At 61.7% G+C, this 21,443-nt stretch carries 23 protein-coding genes; 16 read left to right on the forward strand and 7 right to left on the reverse strand.

The window, feature by feature from the left end:
• Nucleotides 1-4: 4 nt before the first annotated feature.
• Genes QKW60_RS00455 through QKW60_RS00475 form a run of 5 tightly spaced genes read right to left on the reverse strand, consistent with a single transcriptional unit; the run spans nt 5 to nt 4,950 of the window.
• Nucleotides 5-2,920, reverse strand: coding sequence for a formate dehydrogenase subunit alpha (locus tag QKW60_RS00455; RefSeq protein WP_282365611.1), 2,916 nt, complete (start codon nt 2,918-2,920; stop codon nt 5-7).
• Nucleotides 2,921-2,980: 60 nt separating this feature from the next.
• Complete coding sequence (locus tag QKW60_RS00460) at nt 2,981-3,166, reverse strand: twin-arginine translocation signal domain-containing protein (RefSeq protein WP_282365612.1); 186 nt, start codon at nt 3,164-3,166, stop codon at nt 2,981-2,983.
• Nucleotides 3,167-3,188: 22 nt separating this feature from the next.
• Nucleotides 3,189-3,800: a TorD/DmsD family molecular chaperone gene (locus tag QKW60_RS00465; RefSeq protein ID WP_282365614.1), complete on the reverse strand. Its 612-nt coding sequence runs from the start codon at nt 3,798-3,800 to the stop codon at nt 3,189-3,191.
• Nucleotides 3,797-4,390, reverse strand: a complete 594-nt coding sequence (locus QKW60_RS00470; RefSeq protein ID WP_282365616.1) for a DUF3306 domain-containing protein — start codon at nt 4,388-4,390, stop codon at nt 3,797-3,799. Before QKW60_RS00470 ends, QKW60_RS00465 begins: the two co-directional genes overlap by 4 nt.
• Nucleotides 4,387-4,950: a DUF3305 domain-containing protein gene (locus tag QKW60_RS00475; RefSeq protein WP_282365618.1), complete on the reverse strand. Its 564-nt coding sequence runs from the start codon at nt 4,948-4,950 to the stop codon at nt 4,387-4,389. Before QKW60_RS00475 ends, QKW60_RS00470 begins: the two co-directional genes overlap by 4 nt.
• Before the next feature lie 359 nt (nt 4,951-5,309).
• Here QKW60_RS00475 and QKW60_RS00480 point away from each other — a divergent pair, with 359 nt between their 5' ends.
• Nucleotides 5,310-7,265, forward strand: coding sequence for a 4Fe-4S binding protein (locus QKW60_RS00480; RefSeq protein WP_282365619.1), 1,956 nt, complete (start codon nt 5,310-5,312; stop codon nt 7,263-7,265).
• 15 nt (nt 7,266-7,280) lie between these two features.
• Here the strand turns inward: QKW60_RS00480 and QKW60_RS00485 are convergent, their stop codons facing one another.
• Nucleotides 7,281-7,940 carry a c-type cytochrome gene (locus QKW60_RS00485; RefSeq protein ID WP_282365621.1) on the reverse strand — a complete coding sequence of 220 codons (660 nt, stop codon included), beginning with the start codon at nt 7,938-7,940 and terminating at the stop codon, nt 7,281-7,283.
• A 151-nt stretch (nt 7,941-8,091) separates the two neighbouring features.
• Between QKW60_RS00485 and QKW60_RS00490 the strand changes: the two genes are divergently transcribed.
• The 15 genes from QKW60_RS00490 (at nt 8,092) to QKW60_RS00560 (ending at nt 21,009) form a co-directional block, all read left to right on the forward strand.
• Entirely contained in the window at nt 8,092-8,292 is a 201-nt protein-coding gene (locus QKW60_RS00490) for a DUF6494 family protein (RefSeq protein ID WP_282365623.1), read from the forward strand.
• A complete protein-coding gene (locus QKW60_RS00495) occupies nt 8,289-9,356 on the forward strand; it encodes an Mrp/NBP35 family ATP-binding protein (protein ID WP_282365625.1) in 1,068 nt (355 codons plus the stop codon). Before QKW60_RS00490 ends, QKW60_RS00495 begins: the two co-directional genes overlap by 4 nt.
• On the forward strand, nt 9,353-10,075 hold the full coding sequence (locus tag QKW60_RS00500; protein ID WP_282365627.1) for a biotin/lipoate--protein ligase family protein: 723 nt from the start codon (nt 9,353-9,355) through the stop codon (nt 10,073-10,075). Before QKW60_RS00495 ends, QKW60_RS00500 begins: the two co-directional genes overlap by 4 nt.
• Nucleotides 10,075-10,554, forward strand: a complete 480-nt coding sequence (locus tag QKW60_RS00505) for a DUF6505 family protein (RefSeq protein WP_282365629.1) — start codon at nt 10,075-10,077, stop codon at nt 10,552-10,554. Before QKW60_RS00500 ends, QKW60_RS00505 begins: the two co-directional genes overlap by 1 nt.
• A 323-nt stretch (nt 10,555-10,877) precedes the next feature.
• Nucleotides 10,878-11,084: a Flp family type IVb pilin gene (locus QKW60_RS00510; protein ID WP_282365631.1), complete on the forward strand. Its 207-nt coding sequence runs from the start codon at nt 10,878-10,880 to the stop codon at nt 11,082-11,084.
• A gap of 107 nt (nt 11,085-11,191) precedes the next feature.
• Nucleotides 11,192-11,998 (forward strand): Flp pilus assembly protein CpaB, encoded by an 807-nt coding sequence (gene cpaB, locus QKW60_RS00515; RefSeq protein ID WP_282365632.1) that lies wholly within the window; start codon nt 11,192-11,194, stop codon nt 11,996-11,998.
• Between the two features lie 18 nt (nt 11,999-12,016).
• Entirely contained in the window at nt 12,017-13,513 is a 1,497-nt protein-coding gene (locus QKW60_RS00520) for a TadE/TadG family type IV pilus assembly protein (RefSeq protein ID WP_282365634.1), read from the forward strand.
• Nucleotides 13,514-13,517: 4 nt separating this feature from the next.
• Nucleotides 13,518-14,024 (forward strand): TadE/TadG family type IV pilus assembly protein, encoded by a 507-nt coding sequence (locus QKW60_RS00525; protein WP_282365635.1) that lies wholly within the window; start codon nt 13,518-13,520, stop codon nt 14,022-14,024.
• Nucleotides 14,021-14,692 (forward strand): TadE/TadG family type IV pilus assembly protein, encoded by a 672-nt coding sequence (locus QKW60_RS00530; RefSeq protein WP_282365636.1) that lies wholly within the window; start codon nt 14,021-14,023, stop codon nt 14,690-14,692. Before QKW60_RS00525 ends, QKW60_RS00530 begins: the two co-directional genes overlap by 4 nt.
• A gap of 39 nt (nt 14,693-14,731) precedes the next feature.
• Nucleotides 14,732-15,937 carry a CpaE/TadZ family protein gene (locus QKW60_RS00535; protein ID WP_282365638.1) on the forward strand — a complete coding sequence of 402 codons (1,206 nt, stop codon included), beginning with the start codon at nt 14,732-14,734 and terminating at the stop codon, nt 15,935-15,937.
• A gap of 11 nt (nt 15,938-15,948) precedes the next feature.
• Nucleotides 15,949-17,340, forward strand: coding sequence for a TadA family conjugal transfer-associated ATPase (locus QKW60_RS00540; RefSeq protein WP_282365640.1), 1,392 nt, complete (start codon nt 15,949-15,951; stop codon nt 17,338-17,340).
• Nucleotides 17,337-18,305: a type II secretion system F family protein gene (locus QKW60_RS00545; RefSeq protein WP_282365642.1), complete on the forward strand. Its 969-nt coding sequence runs from the start codon at nt 17,337-17,339 to the stop codon at nt 18,303-18,305. The genes QKW60_RS00540 and QKW60_RS00545 overlap by 4 nt, the downstream gene beginning before the upstream one ends.
• 10 nt (nt 18,306-18,315) lie before the next feature.
• On the forward strand, nt 18,316-19,314 hold the full coding sequence (locus QKW60_RS00550) for a type II secretion system F family protein (protein WP_282365644.1): 999 nt from the start codon (nt 18,316-18,318) through the stop codon (nt 19,312-19,314).
• A 336-nt stretch (nt 19,315-19,650) separates the two neighbouring features.
• Nucleotides 19,651-20,514 carry a helix-turn-helix domain-containing protein gene (locus tag QKW60_RS00555; RefSeq protein ID WP_282365646.1) on the forward strand — a complete coding sequence of 288 codons (864 nt, stop codon included), beginning with the start codon at nt 19,651-19,653 and terminating at the stop codon, nt 20,512-20,514.
• 12 nt (nt 20,515-20,526) lie between these two features.
• Entirely contained in the window at nt 20,527-21,009 is a 483-nt protein-coding gene (locus QKW60_RS00560) for an A24 family peptidase (protein ID WP_282365648.1), read from the forward strand.
• On the opposite strand, the gene QKW60_RS00565 is transcribed toward QKW60_RS00560, so the two are convergent.
• Entirely contained in the window at nt 21,006-21,443 is a 438-nt protein-coding gene (locus tag QKW60_RS00565) for a DUF302 domain-containing protein (protein ID WP_282365650.1), read from the reverse strand. The two genes, QKW60_RS00560 and QKW60_RS00565, sit on opposite strands and share 4 nt — an antisense overlap.

Consider the following 21,443-nt stretch of genomic DNA (forward strand, 5'->3'; position numbering starts at 1 on the left):
CTCCTTAAGCTGCGCTGATTTTGCAGAGGGTACACTTGGTCTCCTGCATCAGGGTGACCGAGTCGTAGCCATAGGTCTGCGCGGTGTTGGAGCTTTCGCCCAAGACATAGGGGTCGGCCCCTTCGGGATATTTGTCCCTCAGGTCCTGGCCCTGATAATGGCCGCCGAAATGGAAGGGCATGAAGGCCACGCCCTCGCCCACCCTCTCGGTCACCATCGCCATGACCTTGACTTTGGCGCCCTCGGCCCCCTCGACCCAGACCTGCGCCCGGTCGCGGATGCCAAGGTTGTTGGCATCCCTCGGATTGATCTCGACGAACATGTCCTGCTGCAATTCGGCAAGCCACGGGTTCGACCGGCTTTCGTCGCCGCCGCCCTCATATTCCACAAGACGCCCGGAGGTCAGGATCATCGGGTAGTCGCCCGAGAAATCCTTTTCCTGGATCGAGGCATACATGGTTGGCAGACGGTAGAGCTTGCGGTCCGAATAGGTCGGATAATCCGCCACCAGATCGCGCCGGTTGGTGTAGAGCGGCTCGCGATGCAGCGGCACCGGGTCGGGGAAGGTCCAGACCACGGCGCGGGCCTTGGCGTTGCCGAAGGGTGCGCATTCATGCTTGATCGCCACCCGCTGGATGCCGCCCGAAAGGTCGGTTTTCCAGTTGGTCTTCTCGGCCGCGATCCCGTCAATGACCGCGCGTTCCTCAGCCGTCAGATCGCCGTCCCAGCCAAGATCCATGAGCATCTGCATGGTAAATTCAGGATAGCCGTCCTGAATTTCCGAACCTGCCGAGTAGACTCCCTCGGCCAGAAGGTTCTGACCGTCCCGCTCCACGCCGAACCGGGCGCGGAAGGTCAGGCCGCCCTGACTGACCGGCTTTGACATGTCGTAGAGGTTTGGCGTGCCGGGATGACCCATCTCGGGCGTGCCCCAGCAGGGCCATGGCAGACCATAATAGTCACCGTCCGCCGGACCGCCAATGGCTTGCAGCGTCGTCTTGTCGAACGTGTGCTGGTTGGCCATGTGCAGTTTCAGCCGCTCGGGGCTCTGGCCAGTATAGCCGATGGTCCACATACCGCGGTTGAACTCGCGGGTAATGTCCTCCACCACCGGCTCGCCGTCCTTCACTTCGATATTGCGGAACAGCCGGTCGGAGAAACCGAACTTGTCTGCGAACATGCGGATGATCGTGTGGTCGGGCAGCGACTCGAAGACCGGTGCTACGACCCGTTCGCGCCACTGGAACGACCGGTTGGAGGCGGTCACCGATCCCGACGTCTCGAACTGGGTCGAGGCGGGCAGCAGGTAGACGCCATCCGTGCGGTCATGCAACACCGCCGAGACGGTTGGATAGGGATCAACCACGACAAGCATGTCGAGCTTTTCCATCGCCGTCTTCATCTCGGACCCGCGGGTCTGAGAGTTCGGCGCGTGGCCCCAAAGTACCATGGCCCGGACGTTGTCGTTCTGGTCCATATTGGCCTTGTCTTCCAGAACGCCGTCGATCCAGCGCGAGACCGGGATGCCGTTCTGGTTCATCAGGCTGATATCGTTGCCATCGGCATCCTTGGCGGGATTGCCATCGGCATCGAGAAGGTTGACGAACCGACCCTTGAGCCAGTCGAGGTCTTCGCCCCAGACCCGGCTCCAATGCGCCCATGATCCCGGTGCCAGACCGTAATAGCCGGGCAGGTCGTGGGACAGAACGCCAAGGTCCGTCGCACCCTGCACGTTGTCATGGCCGCGGAAGATATTGGTGCCGCCGCCCGACACGCCCATGTTGCCGAGCGCGAGTTGCAGCACGCAATAAGCACGCGTGTTGTTGTTGCCGTTCGTGTGCTGGGTGCCGCCCATGCACCAGATCACGGTGCCGGGGCGATTGTTGGCCAGCGTAAAGGCCACGCGGCGGAGCTGCGAGCCCGGCACGCCGGTGACACGCTCGGTCTCTTCCGGTGTCCATTTCTTCACCTCGTCCCGGATCTGGTCCATGCCCCAGACGCGGGTGCGGATGAACTCCTTGTCCTCCCAGCCGTTTTCGAAGATGTGCCAGAGGATGCCCCAGATCAGGCCCACATCGGTGCCGGGACGGAAGCGGACATATTCGTCCGAATGCGCCGCGGTGCGGGTGAAGCGCGGGTCGCAGACGATCAGCGGCGCGTTGTTTTCCTCTTTCGCCTTCAGGATATGCATCAGCGATACAGGATGCGCCTCGGCAGGGTTGCCGCCGATCAGGAAGATCGCCTTGGAGTTATGGATGTCGTTGTAGGAATTGGTCATGGCGCCGTAGCCCCATGTATTCGCAACCCCGGCAACCGTGGTCGAATGGCAGATACGGGCCTGATGGTCGACGTTGTTCGTGCCCCAATAGGCCGCGAACTTGCGGAAGAGATAGGCCTGTTCATTGGAATGCTTGGCACTGCCGAGCCAGTAGACTGAATCCGGCCCGCTTTCCTCGCGGATCTTCATCATGCCGTCGCCGATCTCGTTGATCGCCTCTTCCCAGCTGATCCGCTTCCACTCGCCGCCTTCTTTCTTCATCGGGTATTTCAGACGGCGCTCGCCATGGGCATGCTCGCGCACCGACGCACCCTTGGCGCAATGGGCGCCGAGGTTGAAGGGGCTGTCCCAGCCGGGTTCCTGCCCGACCCAGACGCCGTTATCCACTTCGGCGACGACCGTGCAGCCGACCGAACAATGGGTGCAGACCGACTTGATAGTCTGGATGGCGCCAGAAGTCGCCTCCTGTGCCGTGGCCTGACGCACCGTACCGCCCGTGGCCCCGATCGCGGCCAGGCCGCCGATGGCGAGGCCGGAGCCCCTGAGGAAGGACCGCCGGTCAACCGTGGCCTCTCCGACCGCCGCAATCATTGATCTGCGCTGGCCGGTTCTTTGAACTCCGCTCGTCTTTCTCTTGAGCATTCCCGTCTCCCTTGCTTGCCCGGCGCTTTGGCCGGAGGCTGGGTGGTTGTCCTTGGCCCGTCAGAACCGGGCGCTGTCGTAATAGGCCCTTGTATGGGCAGTGTCCTGCAACCGGGTCTCGCCGGTCGGCTCCGCCGCCTCGGCCGTCTCGGTTCCCGCGACCGTTGCGGCCGCTGCAGCGGGGGCCGTCGTTGCCGCCAGCTTGAGGAAATCGCGGCGATTGGTGCCGTCCTTGGTCTTGGCCATTATGGGTCCTCCCTTCATGTCCTCACGCCCCGCTCATGCGGAACGCTTCGCGTTCGATATCGATGAAAAGCCGCCCGACGGTGCCGACGGGCGTGTAGAAAACCGATCCTTTCGCGCCTTCGAGATCGGCAAAGAAATGCCCCGCCCATGGCGCGATATGGCGGTTGAAGAATTCCTTCTGCCGGGCAAGCGCCGCTGGCGCGCCAAACTGGCCGGTGATCAGACCCGCCATCATCTCCATCAGGCTCGCGATATTGTCCTCTGGCTCATAGACATTGGGCGCGCGACTGATGCGGAGCGCGGACATATCCTTGCGGAGCGAGGCCAGTGGCTTTTCGTTCAGGAACCCGGTCAGGTAATAGCTGGCATAGGGCAACAGTTCGCCCCGCCCGAGACCGATGAAAAGCTTGTTGAATTCCCTCTCGGCCGAAACAGGTGTCGCGGCCTTGGCCAGTTTCGCCAGGGTTCCGATTGCGCGGCCAAGTTGGCTGTCATCGCCATGAAGCGCCGCGGTCTTGTCCAGAAGCACCCGGTCTGGTGGCGCGGCCAGAAGCGCGGACAGGAAGCCGTAAAGGTCGGCCCGAAGCCGGTCTTCCTCGGCGATCTCAGTCCTCTGGACAGCGGCTGCATTCATGAACGGATCTCCGGTGTTTCGGTATCAGCGAAGGAAAAGCGAATGTGGCGGCGGGGTTGCGGGGTCGGTTCCGGATCCACGGCGGCCAGTTCTTCCGGCTCGTCGACCATCGCCTCGTCGATCGACGCTGACGCGTCGAACTCCTCGGTGGCGAGCCCTTCTTCGTCCTGACGCTCTTCAGCTTCTGCGAGCGCCATAACATGACGCATCATGCCTTTGCCCACCTGATAGGTGGTCATCATACCCGGCACGACCACCGCCTTGTCGGTGAAATCCTCACCGTGATCGATGAGCCCGTCGAGATTTGCGAGCACGGGGTTCGACCGCCAGAGACGCCGCAAGGCGCGACGGCGCAGGCGTTCGGGAACGGCGGATTTCAGGAAGGCCGCGAAATCGTCACCCTGCTCCATCGTATCGGGATCGGGCAGACCAAACTCGGCGAGGATCTCCTCATCGCTCCGCTCTGCCGCCTCAGCCTCGCGCGCCTCAGCCTCTTCGGCGCGCAGGATGGCCTCTTCCGCTTCGGCTTCGGCCCGCACAGCGGCGCGGCGGCGGGACCAGAAATCACTTTGACGGGCGGGGCCGGTCATGCGGTGCCCCCCCGGTAGCCGTGAGGTGCGCGGAAGACATCGGAAAGCTGGCGGACACGGGCATCGCCCTTGCCGTCCTCGACCAGATCGACCCGCTTCTTGTCGCGCTTGCGCTTCACGAAAGGTTCCTCCACATGGTGGCGGCGCACGAAATCGGCGACCCATGCGGCCATTCCATCGGGCATCGTCACCCGCTCCACCAGCCCGTCGCCACTGTCGAGATAGTCCTGCCCCTCATAGGGTGAGGCTGTAACGATCGCGGGTCTCCAGGGCATACGGGCATCCGGCGCGTCATCCTCCCTCAGGACGACACACACACCGGGAGGGTCGGAAGCGAGGGCGACGTGGTAGGCCTCTGTGTCCGACGACCAGAGGTCCAACGTGAGTGTGGCAGCGTGGTAGTCGACCACATCGCCCTCGCGGCGCAATTCACGCCAATTTGCGGGTCCTGCGCCGGGCACCACGGCAACAACCTTCCACGCCCACTTCGCCCATTTCGTCACTCCGGGTGACCTCCGGACGACGATCCCGACGGGTATGGATGCGCGTGCGAGCGCCATTGATGCGATCTAGCCTCCCCTTATGGCCGACATCAGTTTCCCGTTCGGCCTTGGAGTTAGCGTGCGCCGGGATCGCCATTTCACAAAGAAGAATCAGCATGAATCGCACCAAAGTGTGCGGTCGCATACCAGCGCGGGACATTTTGTCCGTGCAGCCCCAGCGCAACCAAAACCAAGCTGGACGAAATGTCCGGAACCAGATTCCCGTGTCTTTTTGTCGGGAAAAATAGTGTTAATTGACCGGCGAATCGCCCCCATCTGCCCGAATTTCGCTTTGCGCCGGGTAAGTGTTCGTGCCTAGCATCACCTCGTGGGCAGGGCCGACAAAAAAGAGCCTTAACCCACGAATGGGGAGAGGAATGCCAAAACACCTGATCCTGTGCGATTGTCTTGGGTCGCAGACAATCGACGCCGAAACGATTGGCCAAGCCACCGGGCTGGCCTGCTCGCGCGTTCACACGGCGCTTTGCACACGCGAGATTGCCGCTGCAGCAGAAGCAATAGAGGTGGGCGACGCCGTAATCGCCTGTGGGCAGGAGGCGGCGCGCTTTGCCGAACTGGCCGCTGATCTGGGTCAACCTGAACCGCACTGCGTCGATATCCGCGACCGGGCGGGATGGAGCGACGATGCCGCGGCAGCACCGAAAATGGCGGCACTTGTGGCCGAGGCGCTCGTCCCAGCGCCGCAAGCCAAGAGTGTTGACGTGATTTCAGACGGTACTTGCCTGATCATCGGGCGCGGATCCGTGGCGTTTCCGGCGGCGGAGCAGCTGGCCGATACACTGGCGGTGACCGTGCTGTTGACAGACGACGCGGACCTGCCCGTGTCCCGTGGTTTTGAAACCGTGCGCGGCACACTCAAGTCGGCGACGGGAACGCTCGGCAACTTCGCTCTGCATCTCGACGCGCTCAGCCAGATCGAGCCGGGGGGTCGCGGTGGTTATGGCTTTGGTCTGGCCCGCGACAAGGCGGAAACCTCCTGCGCGATCATCCTCGATCTGTCCGGCAATCCGCCGCTCTTTCCCGCGCATGAAAAGCGCGACGGCTATCTACGGGCCGATCCCGGCGATCCGAACACGGTGGCGACCGCCGTGTTTGAAGCTGCCCAGCATATTGGCACCTTCGAAAAGCCGTTGCATGTCGCGCTTGAGGCGCAGCTTTGCGCCCATTCCCGCGCGGGTCAGGCGGGTTGCACCCGCTGCCTTGACGCCTGCCCCACCGGCGCTATCCAGCCCGACGGCGATCACGTCACCGTGGACCCGCTGATCTGTGCTGGCTGCGGTGCCTGTTCGGCGCTCTGCCCCTCGGGCGCCATTATCTATGACGCCCCGCCAGTTGCATTTGATCTGCGGCGGATGCAGGTCATGGCGGAAACCTACATTTCGGCGGGCGGTTCGGCGCCCCGCCTTCTGGTTCACGATGACGGTCATGGCGCCGAGATGATCGCGCTTGCCGCGCGCTTCGGGCGCGGCCTGCCCGCCGATGTGCTGCCGCTGTCGGTAGGGTCCCTGGCCGGGTTCGGCCATGCCGAGATGTTGGCCGCGCTGGCGCTTGGTTTCACATCGGTCGATGTGCTGACTTCGCCGAAGTCGGATCTCGACACGATATCCCGAGAACATGAACTGGCTTCGGCAATGGGTGGCGATGGGCGCATACGGCTTCTCGATGCCCGGGATCCCGAAGCCATGGCCGATGCACTATATAGTATCGGGGCACAGCCAGCGGGAACCGACCCCGTCCTGCCGCTTGGCAGCCGCCGACAGGTCGCACGGCTTGCTGCGAAGGCGCTTATGCCGGACGTTACGCATCCGGTCCCCCTGCCCGTCGGCGCGCCCTATGGTGCGGTTCTGGTCGATACCGATGCCTGCACGCTCTGCCTGTCCTGTGCCTCGCTCTGTCCGTCAGGCGCGCTTGGCGACAACCCGGACAAACCGCAGTTGCGGTTTCAGGAGGATGCCTGCCTGCAATGCGGGCTCTGCGCCACGATCTGCCCCGAAAAGGCAATTACGCTGGAGCCGCGTTTCAATCCCGCCGATATGGCGCTCGCGCAGATCGTGCTGCATGAGGAAGAGCCGTTTGAATGCATCGAATGCGGCAAACCCTTTGGCGTCAAGTCTACGGTCGAAAAGATCATGGAGAAGCTTGCCGGCAAGCACGCCATGTTCGTCGAGGGCGGTACCGGGCGGCTGATCCAGATGTGCGACGATTGCCGCATCCGGGCGCAATACCATTCCGAGGCCAACCCGCTGTCCGGCGGCGACCGCCCCCGGCCCCGCACCACGGAAGACTATCTTTCGAAGCGGCGGGATCATTGAATGACCGGTACGGGACTACCTGCTCTCGATATCCGCGCCCAGATCTGCGGCGGGGACCTGTGCGACATAGGCCAGCAAGGCCTCAACCTCATCCACCGTCACCTCAACCGGGACGATGGGCGGTGGACGCGACGGGTCAAACGGCGGGCTGATCCCCTTCACCAGCAGAAACGAAGGATGAGGGTTCAGCGCGTAGAAGGCGGTGAAACGCTCGGACCAATCCTGCAAGGTCTTCAGCGCGGAAAAGGACGGGGTGGAGCCGAGCGTCATACCCGTCATCTCGGGCGCGATTCGGTGACAGCGGGCGCAATGCGCTTCGGCAACCTCGCGGCCGAGCGCGGCATCGCCCTCGATCTTCGTGACGGTTCTGACCGACACCTCCGGCGGCGGACCGAAGGCAGGGCCGTCTGTCGGCGCAAAGGCGGCAATCGTTTTCTGCCCGACATCGGAGCGCAGCCAATCGGCGAAACGTCTCGCGGCATCGTTTTCGCCCTCAATGACGAGTGCAAAGACAATGTCGCCCCGCGCCATGACAGGTGGCGCTCCCTCCACCGAAGCCAAACGCGCATCAGCGTCTCCCGTCACGATGTTCGCCCGCCGTCCGGTCTTGAGCGCAAAGCGCGGCAGGATATAGTCGGCAAGACCGCTGGCGGCGATTTCGTCGGCAAGCGACAAGGTAAACTCCCGCGCCTCCTCCCCCCTCACGGGAAGAGCTGCGAGAAAGAAGACAAAAAGGACGATCCGTTTCCACATCCCGCGCGCCTTTCAGCACAAAGGCTAGGGGGCAATCGGGCAACGGGTCAACTGTCTAGGAAAGGCTGAACCGATGGATGACGATTTCAATATGTCGATGCGCAAGTTCCTGAAACAGGTCGGCGTGACCTCGCAGCAGGCCATCGAAAAGGCGGTGCGTGAGGCAGGCAGAAAGGCAGCGGGCAAGACGCTGTCCGCCAAGGTGGTGCTGACCATTGACGGGCTGGACATGGAGCACGTCGTCACCGGCAAGATCACGGGCCCCGACGCATGAGCCTGACGCGTGAGGCGGTTCTCGACGTATTGAAAGGCGTCGCCAACCCGATGGGGGGCGGCGACATCGTCAGTGCAGGCATGGTGCGGGCGCTGACGGTCGAGGGGGCGAGTATCCGCTTCGTGCTGGAGATCGACCCTGCCCGCGCAGCCCGCATGGAACCCGCACGGGCAGAGGCCGAAGCCAGACTGCGGGCGCTGCCGGGGGTCAAAGCCGTGTCGGTCGTCATGACCGCCCACAGCGCCCCTGCCGCCCCGCCCGATCTGAAGCTGGGCGCCAAGCCGAAACCGCAGGGGCCGGTGAAGGTGCCAGGCGTGGACCGGATCATCGCCATCGCGTCCGGCAAGGGCGGCGTTGGCAAATCCACCGTCGCCGCCAACCTTGCCGTCGCACTCGCGGCCGAGGGCAAGCGCGTGGGCCTCTTGGACGCCGATGTCTACGGCCCCTCACAGCCCCGTATGCTCGGCGTCTCCGGTCGTCCCGCCTCGCCCGATGGCAAGACCATACTGCCGCTTCGCAATCACGGCGTCACGTTGATGTCGCTCGGCCTCATGACGCGCGAGGATGAGGCTGTCGTCTGGCGCGGCCCGATGCTGATGGGGGCGTTGCAGCAGATGTTGTTTCAGGTCCAGTGGGGGGCCTTGGACATCCTGCTGGTCGATCTGCCGCCCGGCACCGGCGATGTACAGATGACGCTCTGCCAGAAGGCCGAGGTCGCGGGCGCGATCATCGTCTCCACTCCGCAGGATGTTGCCCTTCTCGACGCCCGTAAGGGCATCGACATGTTCGCCAAGATGGGCACACCGATCCTTGGCCTCATCGAAAACATGGCCGTCCATGTCTGTTCGCAATGCGGGCATGAGGAACATATCTTCGGCCATGGCGGGGTCCGGGCCGAGGCCCAAAAGCTCGGCGCGCCATTGCTGGCCGAAATCCCGCTGCACCTCGACATCCGGGTCGCCGCTGATGGCGGCGCACCGGTCGTGGTGTCGAAGCCGAACACGCCGCAGGCGCGCGCCTTCCGTGACCTTGCGAAGCGGCTTATCGGGGATGGGATAGCATGAGCCAGGTCCCGGTCTTCCCGCCCTTGATGACCGGACTGGCCGCGGGGCCCGCAAACCCGTTCACCATTGCCTGTGATCAGGCCGAACGCGGCACCGATGCCGGGCTGATCGCCTGGTCGGTCTCACCCGAACGGCTGCGGGCCGCGATCGTTCTCGCGCCCGAAACGCCGCTTGAGCCTGCCATGGCCGGGTTCATCGCCTGCGGGGTCGGTATGCAGAACGCCCTTGGTGCGCTGGTACCGCCCGAAACCGCCGTCCATCTCGACTGGTCCGGCGGTATCCGGCTGAACGGCGCCCATGTGGGCGCGTTGCGGGTCGCCGCGTCTGAGAATGATCCCGGGGAAGAACCCGACTGGTTGGTCGTCGGCATGGAACTGACCCTGTCGCTGCCGCCCGATTGCGAACCGGGCGCGTTCCCCGACCGGACCGCGCTTGATCAGGAAGGCTGCGGCGGACTTGACCCGGTGCATATCCTTGAAGCCTGGTCGCGCCATACGCTCCTTTGGCTCAACACGATCGAGGATGCCGAGGGGCGTGGCGATCTGCACCGGGAATGGGAGGGGCTCGCCTGGAAGCTGCATTACACGGTGACCGTTGCCTCTGACGGCACGAGGATTGAGGGGACGTTCCTTGGCGTCGATGAGAATTTCGGAATGCTTCTGAAGACAGGTGACACCACCCGGCTGCTGCCGCTCTCATCGCTGCTGGAGGACGTCTGATGCTGCTCGCCCGCGCCATCCATTTCGACGAAAGCGACATGAACGTCTTTGCCAACCCGGCGCGAACCGGGGAATGGGCGATCTCAGGCGGGTTCGAGTTTTCAAACTGGTCAGAGGGAGATCTTGTTGGCAAGGCGCGACAGGCCTTTGCCAATGGCTGGTTGGGGATTGAGACTTTCGGGCGGGTAACCTTCGTCGCCGTGACCCGGATCGAGGCGGCCGAGTATGAGGCACTGGTGCGCCGGCTGGCAGAACACTTCGTCGCCGTCTACGGGGCTCCTTCAGTCGAAGCCGCCCTGCCCGTCGCAACCGAGGAACTGGCGCAGATGGCCGACCTCTGCGCCGACCACGCGCCGAATACCGTGCTGACGGTGATACGCGAACTGACGGAATCCGGGGTCCGCGAACAATACCGATTCATCGAGGCGAACGAGGCCGGGCTTGATCAGTTCGCGATCCATGGGTCGTTGGAAGAATAACGCACGACTCACGAGTGACGAAAGAACCCGATGCCGGATCGGCCACCGTCACTGCGCTAGGAAAGCGACCGACCGGCGCCTGTCGGCGGCAAGGCCAAAGCAATTTTGAGTCGGAGATTCGGCATCGCGTCATAATCCTGATGGGAAAACAGTGCCGATCCGCTAATTATTCAACCCTAGCGCGAAAGCTTCATCTTCTGAAGGGATGCCGCGCCACATTTCCGCCGCAATTATGATCGGAGCCGCACAGTTCTGCTGCGGTCTGTCAATCGTAGCCGGGGCTTTGCTCTGGATTATTTGCAACGCATTAAAGGAGATACTTCATGCGTTCGACTCTGATGATGAAACTTCGCAGCTTCCGCACCGACGAAGAAGGCGTGACGCTGGTCGAGTACGGCATCGCTCTCACGCTGGCCATTATCGTCGGTGTTTCGGCCCTGACGAACCTCGGCACCAATGTCAGCGACGAAATGGTCGATGCCTGCACCGTGCTGAACAACTCGGGCACCACCAATACCACCGCCTGCTGATCCAGCGGACGACAAACCTCCTTTCCGCCCCGGTCGCGCCTGGGGCGGAAGGCACCACGGTTCACACCGTGACCGACAGCTACCACCCATGATCAAGGAGAACTGCCGTGGGCGCCCGTTCAATCCTCGTCGCACTGCTCGGAATCGCCGTTGCCGGAGGATCGGCATTCGGCGCACGTGAATATCTCGACCGCAGCAGCGCCGTGGCCTCAACCGATCCCGAGGCGGCATTGGTGACGGTTATCGTGGCCGGTCGCGACATTCCCTTCGGCCAGCCGATCCAGCCGCAGGCTCTGCAGGTAATGTCATGGCCCCGGGCCGCTTTGCCGCCCGGCGCGATCTCGGATCTTGACGTTCTGGTGCCCAAGCCCGGCATGCAGCCGCGGCGCGCGACCCGCGCGATGGCACAGGGCGAACTCATTCTCGCCTCCAAGGTTTCGGATTTCGGTGAAAAGGTGACGATCGTCCAGACGCTTGGAGAGAATACACGAGCGATGGCCATCAAGGTCGACGCCGAAACCGCCGTCGGTGGGTTTGTGACGCCGGGGGACACCGTCGATATCGTGATGACACAGGGCGGCGGCGACAAGCTGCGCGCGGTGACGATCCTGCAAAACGTTCGCATCATTGGCGTCGATCAGCAGTCCGACCAGCAATCCGACCAGCCATCGGTGGCGCGCACAGTCACCGTTGAGGTGACACCGCAACAGAGCCAGACGCTTGCACTGGCCCAAAAAGCGGGCACGCTCAGCCTGTCGCTGCGGACACTCGACAGCGCAGTTGATGAACCGCTCGATTCGATCCGCCTGTCCGACATCCTGCGAGAGAAATCGCCCGTGGAAGAGAAAGCCGTATCCAAGGCCACCGTGCGCGTCCGTCGCGCCAACGATGTCGAAGTCGTGGAAGTCGAGTAAGCCGGGAGCACTCTGGTCATGACGTTCAGTACAAAAATCAGACAGTTCGCACAAAAAGAAGACGGTACAATCCTCGTCTTCTGGGCGATGGCGCTCGTGGTTGTACTGGGCTTCGTGGCTTTGTCACTCGATGTCGGCCGGCTGGCGACGACGCAATCCGAACTGCAATCCTTTGCCGACCATGTAGCGCTGGCTGCCGCTGGCGAACTCGATGGACAAAACGATGCTATCACGCGTGCCACGGCGGCGGCTGCGAATCTGATCACGGACACCCAGACCTATGGCAATGGCGGCCAGACTCTGGGTGGTTCGGCAGATTATACGCTCGACTTCTACGCTACCCTTCCGGGCAATGATGCGACGGCACTGCCATCGCCAAACCCGTCTCCTCCGCAACCGGAAGACGCGGTTTACGTACAGGTTACGGTCAATCCGAAGACCGTGGATTTCCCCTTCGGTTCGCTGCTTTCGACGCTTCTCGGCGGAACGACCGTTACTCCGTCGACCAGCGCGTCAGCCGTCGCAGGTTTCACCCAATATGCCTGCGACATCGCACCGATGATGTTCTGCATCCCCGATCCGACCTTCGACGCCTCGGACCCCGCTCGGGTCGGCGACATGATCCGCCTGCGTTCGGGCGGTCAGGGCGCGGCCTGGGGGCCCGGGAACTTCGGCTTCCTGGACCCAACACAGGTGATCGATGCCAATGGTAACTGCGCCAGCGTGCCCTCCGGTCCGCAAAAGCTCGCCTGTGTTCTCGCCGCCGCCGGCTCGATCACGCAATGCGTGGCGCAACGGGGTGTCGATACTGAGCCCGGTCAGAAAGTCGGCATCACCAACGTCTCGCTCAACATGCGTTTCGATATGTGGCCGCAGTCCATGCACAACAAGGAAATGATCGATCCCGTTTTTGCTCCGGCGCCCAATGTCATCAAGGGTGTTAAAGCCAAGGGCGGTGCCTGCAAATGGAACGGATCCGACCCTACCGGGGACACGGCTGCTCTGCCGCGTGACGATTGCTTCCCAGGATGCGCACCTTACGGCGACGGCAACTGGTCGGGTGGCCGTACGGATCCGGTAAACGGTTACGTTGCGAAAAACTACGGTGGCAATGATCCGCACCTGACGGCATCGACCCGGTATGAATACTATCTGGCCGAAATCGCAGCTGCCGGTGGTCCCTTCTCGACCTCGTCGATCCTCAACAGCCCTCCCCTATCGGAGACCGGCCGACGGATGTGCTCACCCAATCAATACCCCGACCCGGAACGCCGTGTCATGATCATCGCCGGTGTAAACTGCGACCCCCTGAACGGCGGCATGACGATCAACGGCAATACTGTCGGCGTTCCAGTGAAGCAGTTCGTCAAGGTATTCATCACTGAACCGGTTCAGGACAACGGCGCTTCGCCAGCGGCGCTGGATATGTATGTCGAGGTTATCGGCTCGGCGCATTCGGGCAGTAGTGGCGGCAATTCGGGCGTCATCCATGATGTCGTGCAGCTTTACCGGTGACCTGATGAAGATGCGCGCATCCCAAACACATAAAGATCGCCTTCGCCTCTTCGCACGGTCAGAAGACGGCGCAGCCCTGGTCGAGTTCGCCATGGTGCTGCCGATGATGCTACTGGTCTTCTCGCTGATCGTCGAGGGCGGTCGGATGCTCATCTCGTATCAGAGTGCGATTGCCGGTGTGCGCGACGCGACCCGCTATCTGTCGCGGGTCGTGCCGCCCGGCACCTGCACCTCCGCTGCGGTCACTGCGCATGCTGCCAAGCTGACCACGATCGTAAGTCACACGGCGACCAACAACTCCGTTTTCGACAGCGCCGTTGTTGTCAACTCTGTCACGCCCTCCGCCACACCCCATACCGGCAGCTACAGGATCAGCCCGGTTTGCGTGGCGAGCGTGACAGCCAATGTCACGATCAACTTTCCCTTCGGCACGATCTTCGGATGGTTCGGTGGATCTGTGGCGTCAATAACCACGAACGTTACCGACTCTGCGAGGGTGTTCGGCACATGACTTCGCAGTCCCTCACATCATTCATGACCGCATATCTGCACCGTTTTCGCGAGGATGACAGCGGCGTGACGCTGGTCGAGCTGGCCATAATCATCCCGGTCTTCCTGCTGCTGTTGTTCGGTCTGATCGACTTCGGCCGCATGAGCGGTGACTATGTGATGGCCAACAAGGCGATGCACACGGCTGTGCGTATGGCAGCGGTCCGCCCGCCTGTAGCCGCCCAGTTTTGCGGTGGCGTGGCCGTACCTGCGACCAACCTCCGCGGTCCGGTCCAGCAGGGAACGATCCCGCCGCGCTTCGGCACCAGCTGCTCGGCCGGAGCGAATGTCTGCGCCACTCCGGCTGCAGCGATCTGTACCGGCGATGCAACCGATCCTACAGCGAACGAAATCTGGACGAAAATCCAGCCCATGATGCCTGCCGGGTCGTCGCCGAGCAATCTTCTGATCCGCTACGAATTCGACTCCAATCTCGGTTTTCTGGGTGGGCCATATATTCCGGTCGTCACGGTCGAACTGCAGAACCTCAATTTCCAGTTTGTGACCCCGCTTGGCGGACTTGCCGCCCTTGCCGGTGCCACGGGCTCGACCATGCCAAACTCCGTGACCGTCCCACCGATGAGCACTTCGATGCCCGCTGAAGATCTCGCTTCAGGCAATAACGGATAAACCAAAGACCGGCGCAGTAGCGCCGAGAAGGACAACAAGATGGCAACCGAACAGAAACGATCAATGCTGGTTATCGCTGCCGGAAGCGAAGTGGCAGATGCCATCGTCAATGCGTTTTCCGGCGAACACGACCTTCGCATTGATACCAAGGATACCACGCTTGCCCAGATGAACGGCAAGGCGATCCGCGCGATGGCCGATTATGACGTCATCATGTTTCAGGCGAGCCCGGATGACAGTTCCGATATCGAAGCGATCCAGACCCTGGTCTCGAACCGGAGCAACGAAACGACCCTTGTGGCCCTCGCCGATGGCGATATCTCTTTGTCGAAGGCGCGTGCGCTGTCCAATGCCGGCGTTGACGAGGTTCTGCCGCTGCCGAAGGGCGACGGCGAGATTGACGCCCAGATGCTGCGGCTCAGCCGCAAGAAAGCCGCGAGGCATAGCGGGGGCGCTGTCCATCAGGGGTGCCTGATCGCGGTCGCGCAGGCCCGCGGAGGCGTTGGCTCCACCACCGTGGCGGTGAACCTTGCCGATCAACTTTGCCTCGGCAAGGGACGGTTTTCGCGTGGTACGAAACCCAAGGTCGCGCTGGTGGATCTGGATCTCCAGTTCGGGACGATCGGGTCGTTCCTCGACCTCGGCGAGCAAGATGCTCTGCTGCAGCTGGCGATGGATGGAAAGGTCCCCGACGCCACCTTCCTGACCCAATCCATGGTGGACCTGCCGAGCGGACTGTCAGTTCTGGCCGCGCCGTCATCATTCGCACCGCTCGACTCGCTTCGGTCCGATCAGGTTGCGGCGATCATCGATACGTTGCGGGAAAGCTATGACTTTGTCGTCGTGGACATGCCCCGTGCGCTCGTGGGCTGGATCGAACCCATCGTTCAGCGCGCGGATGAAATGATGGTCGTCACGGACATGTCGGTGTCCTCTGTCCGTCATTGCCGCCGACTGATCGACTTCTTTACGCAAGACAACCTGTCACTGCCGGTCCAGGTGGTGGTTAACCATCAACACAAACCTCTGATGCAGACGCGTCTGCACCGGGAAGCCGCGAAGGTACTCGACCGCAAGCTCGAGCACTGGCTGCCGCATGATCCGCGTGCAGCCTGTGGCGCTGCCGATCGCGGAAAGCCGCTTTCGGTTGCCGCCCCCCGCTCACCTCTCGGCAAGGCGATGTCCCGCCTCGCCCGTGCAACCCTTTCCGGCCGTCAACTTGCGACGCAGCAGGCGGCGAAATAGGAGTCTCAGTCGTGTTCAAACAATTTACCCGCTCAAGCCGCGACAAATCCTCCAATGTTGTCGAACTGGCGCGCCAACCTGCACGCACGGCACAAGTCTTGCCCGAGCCGACCGAGCAGGATCTGGAGCTTACCGCCCGCCTCGAACTGAAGAGCCATCTTCATGACATCCTGCTCGACCGGCTCAACCTTGCCGTCATCGACCGCGTCCAGCCCGAAGAGCTGCGCCGCGAGGTAGCGACCCTCGTGTCGCAGATCCTGAGCGAGGAAGGCCGCCCGATGCGGTCAGACGAATTCAAGCTGCTCGTCGACGAGCTTCTGGACGAGGTTCTCGGATTCGGACCGCTGGAACCGCTTCTGGCGGATCCCACGGTCAATGATATCCTCGTCAACTCGCACCGCAGCGTGTTCGTGGAACGCGCCGGGGTGCTGGAGAAGACGAAGGTTCGGTTCCGCGACGAACGGCACCTGCTGCGGATCATCGACAAGATCGTCAGCCGCATCGGTCGCCGGGTCGACGAATCCAACCCATGGGTCGATGCCCGTCTTGCCGATGGCAGCCGTGTCAATGCGATCATCCGGCCCTGCGCCATCGACGGACCGTCGCTGTCGATCCGTAAATTCGCCCGGGTGCCGCTGACACTGGACCGCATGGTCGAAATAGGCACGCTGAACGAGGCGGCGGCCAGCCTGCTTCAGGCGCTGGTTGCAGCCAAACTTAATGTGCTGATTTCGGGCGGTACCGGTTCGGGCAAGACGACGATGCTGAACGCCATGTCGTCTTTTATCAGCGGGCGCGAGCGCATCGTCACGATCGAGGATGCCGCCGAACTGCAACTTCAGCAGGACCATGTGGTCCGGCTGGAAACCCGCCCGGCCAATCCGCAGGGCTCTGGTATCGTTACCCAGCGCGATCTGGTTCGGAACGCGCTGCGCATGCGGCCGGACCGCATAATCGTCGGAGAGGTACGCGGCGCGGAAACCTTTGACATGCTGCAGGCCATGAACACCGGCCACGAAGGATCGATGACCACGGTTCACGCCAACACGGCCCGCGATGCACTCGGCCGGATCGAGCAGATGGTGACGATGATCGGCCTCGACTTCCCGGTCTCGGCCCTTCGCGCCCAGATCGCGTCCGGCCTGAACGTCGTCGTTCAGCTCAACCGACTCAGCGACGGCAGCCGCCGTGTGATCTCCGTATCTGAGATCACCGGTATGGAGGGCGATAAGATCATGATGCAGGACATCTTTGTCTTCCGTCGTCATGGTCTGGACGAAGACGGCAGGGTCCTCGGCGAGTTCATTTCGACCGGTATCCGGCCGAAATGCTACGACCAGCTGCGCCAGGCCGGCGTCGACCTACGTGGCGACCTGTTCGTCAATGACGGGGCAAGAGCATGACCTGGCTTCCGACTTTCGACACCTCTTCACTGGCTTATGTCGGCGTCTTTGTCGGGGTGCTGCTTGCCTTCTCGGGTATCTATCAGATCCTCACCCGTAGCGAGACCCTATCCGAAACCCGCAACCGCCGCATGAAGATGATCGCGGCGGGCGCGACGACCGAAGAAATGTTGCGGCTGCTGAAACCCACGGCCGACGAATGGAGCCTCAAGCATGTGCCGTTCATTGGAACAATCCCTTCGGACCTGCGTCGTGCGGGATTGACGGCGACACCGTCCGTCTTCCTCATGGTCATGATCGGTGCATTTGCGGTGATTACACTGGCGGCATCGACCATGATCAGCGCGTCATCCGCTGCGCTGGTCGGGTTGATTGTCAGCATTCTTGCCCCGATCACCTGGCTTCGGTTTCTTCGCAACAAGCGGATGGACACACTTGTCCGTCAACTTCCCGACGCGCTTGATCTGATGTCGCGCGGCCTGCGCGTGGGTCATCCGCTCAACACCACAATTGCGGCGGTGGCGAAAGACATGAGAGATCCGATTGCGACGGAGTTCGGCGTAATGGTCGACCAGGTCAGCTTTGGCGACGATCTCGTCGACGCGGTCATGGATTTTGCCGAGCGGACCGAGCTGGAGGATGCACGTTATCTGGCGGTCAGCGTGGCGATACAGCACGGAACAGGTGGCAACCTCGCCGACGTTCTTAGCACGCTGTCAAAGGTCATTCGCGACAGGATGTCCATGCGCAAGCGGATCAAGGCGATTTCCGCCGAAGGGCGTCTGACCTCCTATTTCTTGTCCTTCCTGCCTTTCCTGATTTTCGGCGCGATGTCGGCGACGTCTCCCGACTACTACATCGGCGTTATGGACAATCCGATGTTCCGCCCGATGGCCATCGTCGTGGTCGGACTTGTCATTGCCAATTTCGTTGTCATGCAACGCCTTGTGAACTTCAGAATCTGAGGAAACGGAAATGCTGAACTCCCTCCAGGAAATGTTGGCCGGGGCGAATATCTCGCCGCAGACGCTCGTCGTCCTTGGTGTCGGGTTTGGCGCGATGCTCATCGTCTTCGGCTTGTCTGGGACATTGGCGGGCAAAGATCCTGTTCTGAAGCGTATGGAGGATCAACGCAGGAAGCGCGGTGCCTCGGCAGATATGGGCATTCTGCGGCAAACCAGTTCCGATCCGAAGGGACTGATGAAGTCGCTGATCCCCGTGGACCGGCACGAACGCAGCGAGATCCAGCGGCAACTCGCGCTCGCGGGATTCAACTCGGCTCATTCCGTGCGCAATTTTTATCTCATGCGCTTGTTTTTGGGCTTCATTCTACCAGCAGCCTTTCTGGCAATGGTCTGGTCCGCACAAACCGGCCTTGCGATTCTGCCGATAGGAATAGATGCGAAATTCGGCGGTATGAGTCAGACCCGGATCATGCAGGTTCTGGCCCTTTTGGTAGCACTTGGTTTCTTTGGCCCGGCCTACTGGATGCGCTCGCGTGCGGAAGAACGCCGTCGCGCAATCGACGAAAGCTTTCCCAACGCGCTCGACCTTATTCAGATCTCGGTCGAGGCCGGATTGGGATTCGACGCAGCCATGGTGCGTGTCGGGAACGAATTGTCGGCCGCTGCCCCGGCTATTTCAGAGGAGTTTCTGACGGCCCAGCGGGAGATCCAGGCCGGGCGCAGCCGCGAGGCCGCACTTTATGACATGGCCGCCCGCACCGGCGTCGAGGAAGTTCAGGCATTCGCCAGCGTTGTCCTGCAGTCCATGCAGTTCGGCAGTTCCATCTCGGAGACTCTGATCACCTATGCCAGTGAGATGCGCCGCAACCGCGAACTCCGCGCTCAAGAGCAGGCTAACAAGTTGCCTGTCAAAATGTCCGGCGTTATGGCATCCCTAATGCTGCCCGCACTTCTCATCCTTGTTCTGGGGCCGACCATTCTCCGTTTCATTGAAGTATTCTCAAAGTAGCAATATTAACGCTGCATGAACGACTTATTAATGCTGAGTTAATATTCATTTTAAAAGAACGACTCGTCAATTAGCACTAAAAGCAACAATGATGCTGTTGTGCGCGAATCTCTACCTCCAAATCACCCCCTTCATCACCCGGAAGTTGTATTCTTCGGTTATTTGGAGGGGGGTGGATTCAAAAAGTTGACTCAATTCCGATACCCATGAAAACTTACTGGTAGAGAAGGGATGCGGGGGCAAATTTCCCGACATCGGAAAATTTTATTCTGCTCTTTCCAGCAGCACGGATTTCTATCCGTCGGCGAGGAATTAGTGACGTCTTCTGGAGGGAAGATGACGAGTAATTTGGTACAAAGCGGCAAGATCGCGACGACTGCGCCCGGTTCGTTTGAAACCGGTATTATTGAAGCAATGGCTGAATGGTGCGACGCACTTCACGGCGGAGTGGGTCTGGAAGACGCGTTTGCGCATCTCGCAGCAGGCTTCGGTGCAGAGGCGGGACTACTTGTCCGAACCAATCTGACTGATTTCCGGCCGATGCGGATTGCCGCATGGGACCGGCGTAGCGCAAGCACAAGCGCGCCTTTGACGTCCTCTTTTGCTGACGGTTTCTTCGGCCGTCCGCTTGCCCGGCCGCGCCCTGCCTCGATCTGGCTCGCCTCGACGCATGAAGACGATGGCGACAACACTCCGGATCCAGCACTGGTGAACTGGCAGTGTCGGCGCGGACTGACCGAATTTGCGACGCTGGTCCTGACCGGCGGTCCTCCGATCCGCGATCATATTGAGTTGCACTTTACCAATCCGGTGCCGAGCCCGGTTCATGCTGCCTTTGCCGCGGTAATGCCAACCATGGCGCGCACCTGGGCCAGCCGGCAGGTCGGTCTTGTTGCCCGCACCGTGACCAATCCCCGCACTCCCCGCGATGCCGGGCACAATGGGCCAGTCACCGGAGCGGTCCTCGGCATCGCCAATCCGGCGCGTCTCAGCCGTGCGGAGTTCCGTGTCTGCCTTTTGCTCAGCCGCGGCAGGTCGGTCCTCGGAGTTGCCGAGGAGCTTGCGGTCTCGGAATCCACTGTTCGCTCCCACCTGCGCAGCATTTACGCTAAGACCGAAACCTCGAACCTTGCGGAACTGGTGTTCAGACTGCTGGCCACCGCGCCCGGTGACGATCTTCCAGACAGAAGCTGTGCGTGAAGGAGGGGCGAGATGAGTCTGTTACCATTGTTTATTCTTTCGCCGCTTCTCATGGCGGTTGTCTGGTTCGATATGCGTTACATGCGAATCCCGAACTGGTTCAGCCTTCTGGCGATCGGCTTTTTTGTTTCGGTCGCGGTAATCTTTCAACCCGCTGACCTTTGGCTTCGCGTTCTGGTCGCCGCTTCGGTCTTCGGGATCGGATTCGCCGGATACTGCTTCAGACTATGGGGCGGCGGCGACGTAAAGTTCCTGTCCGCGCTGATGTTGTTCATCCCGTTCACGACCCTGACGATCTTCGGCTATGTTTTTTCGACGGCGCTCCTGTTGGGTATTGCACTCGTACTCGGACTGCGGCGGGTACCGACCGTTGCCGGCCATGATTGGAAGGCGATTTCCGGCAGCAACAAGTTTCCGATGGGACTGTCCATCGGCATGGCCGGGCTGGCGCATCCGCTGATCGTTATGCTTCTCGACGCGCCGCTGCCGGGCTAGCTTCCCGCAGCTTCCCGCGCGATGGAATCGAGAAGCGCCTCGACCTCCTCCATCGGGCCATCCGGCAGATTGCGGTAACCTATCTGAACCTCGCCCGCCTTGTCGGTGACGAATATCCCGTAAGGGCAGTGCGCAATGTTCATCGGATCGGCCTCCATTACCTTGCGCGACACGACCGCCGAGCAAAACAGGAACACGTCCGCCGCGTCGAAGATTTTCACGTCGCTGCCGACATCAGCACCGGTACGGTTCAGCATCTCGCCCACGTGGCTTCGGTAGTCGATCACCAGCCCCTGCCCCACGATGGCATTCTCGACCGCGAAAGCCGCGTCATCGAACGTCCCGTCGAAGGGATAGGTGGTGGCGTCCTGCGCCAGCGTGGCACCTGATCCAAGACCCAAGGCCACAATCGCCGCAAATCCGAATTTCGTCAT

This window comes from Albidovulum aestuarii, from assembly GCF_029961185.1.
Lineage (GTDB): Bacteria > Pseudomonadota > Alphaproteobacteria > Rhodobacterales > Rhodobacteraceae > Albidovulum > Albidovulum aestuarii.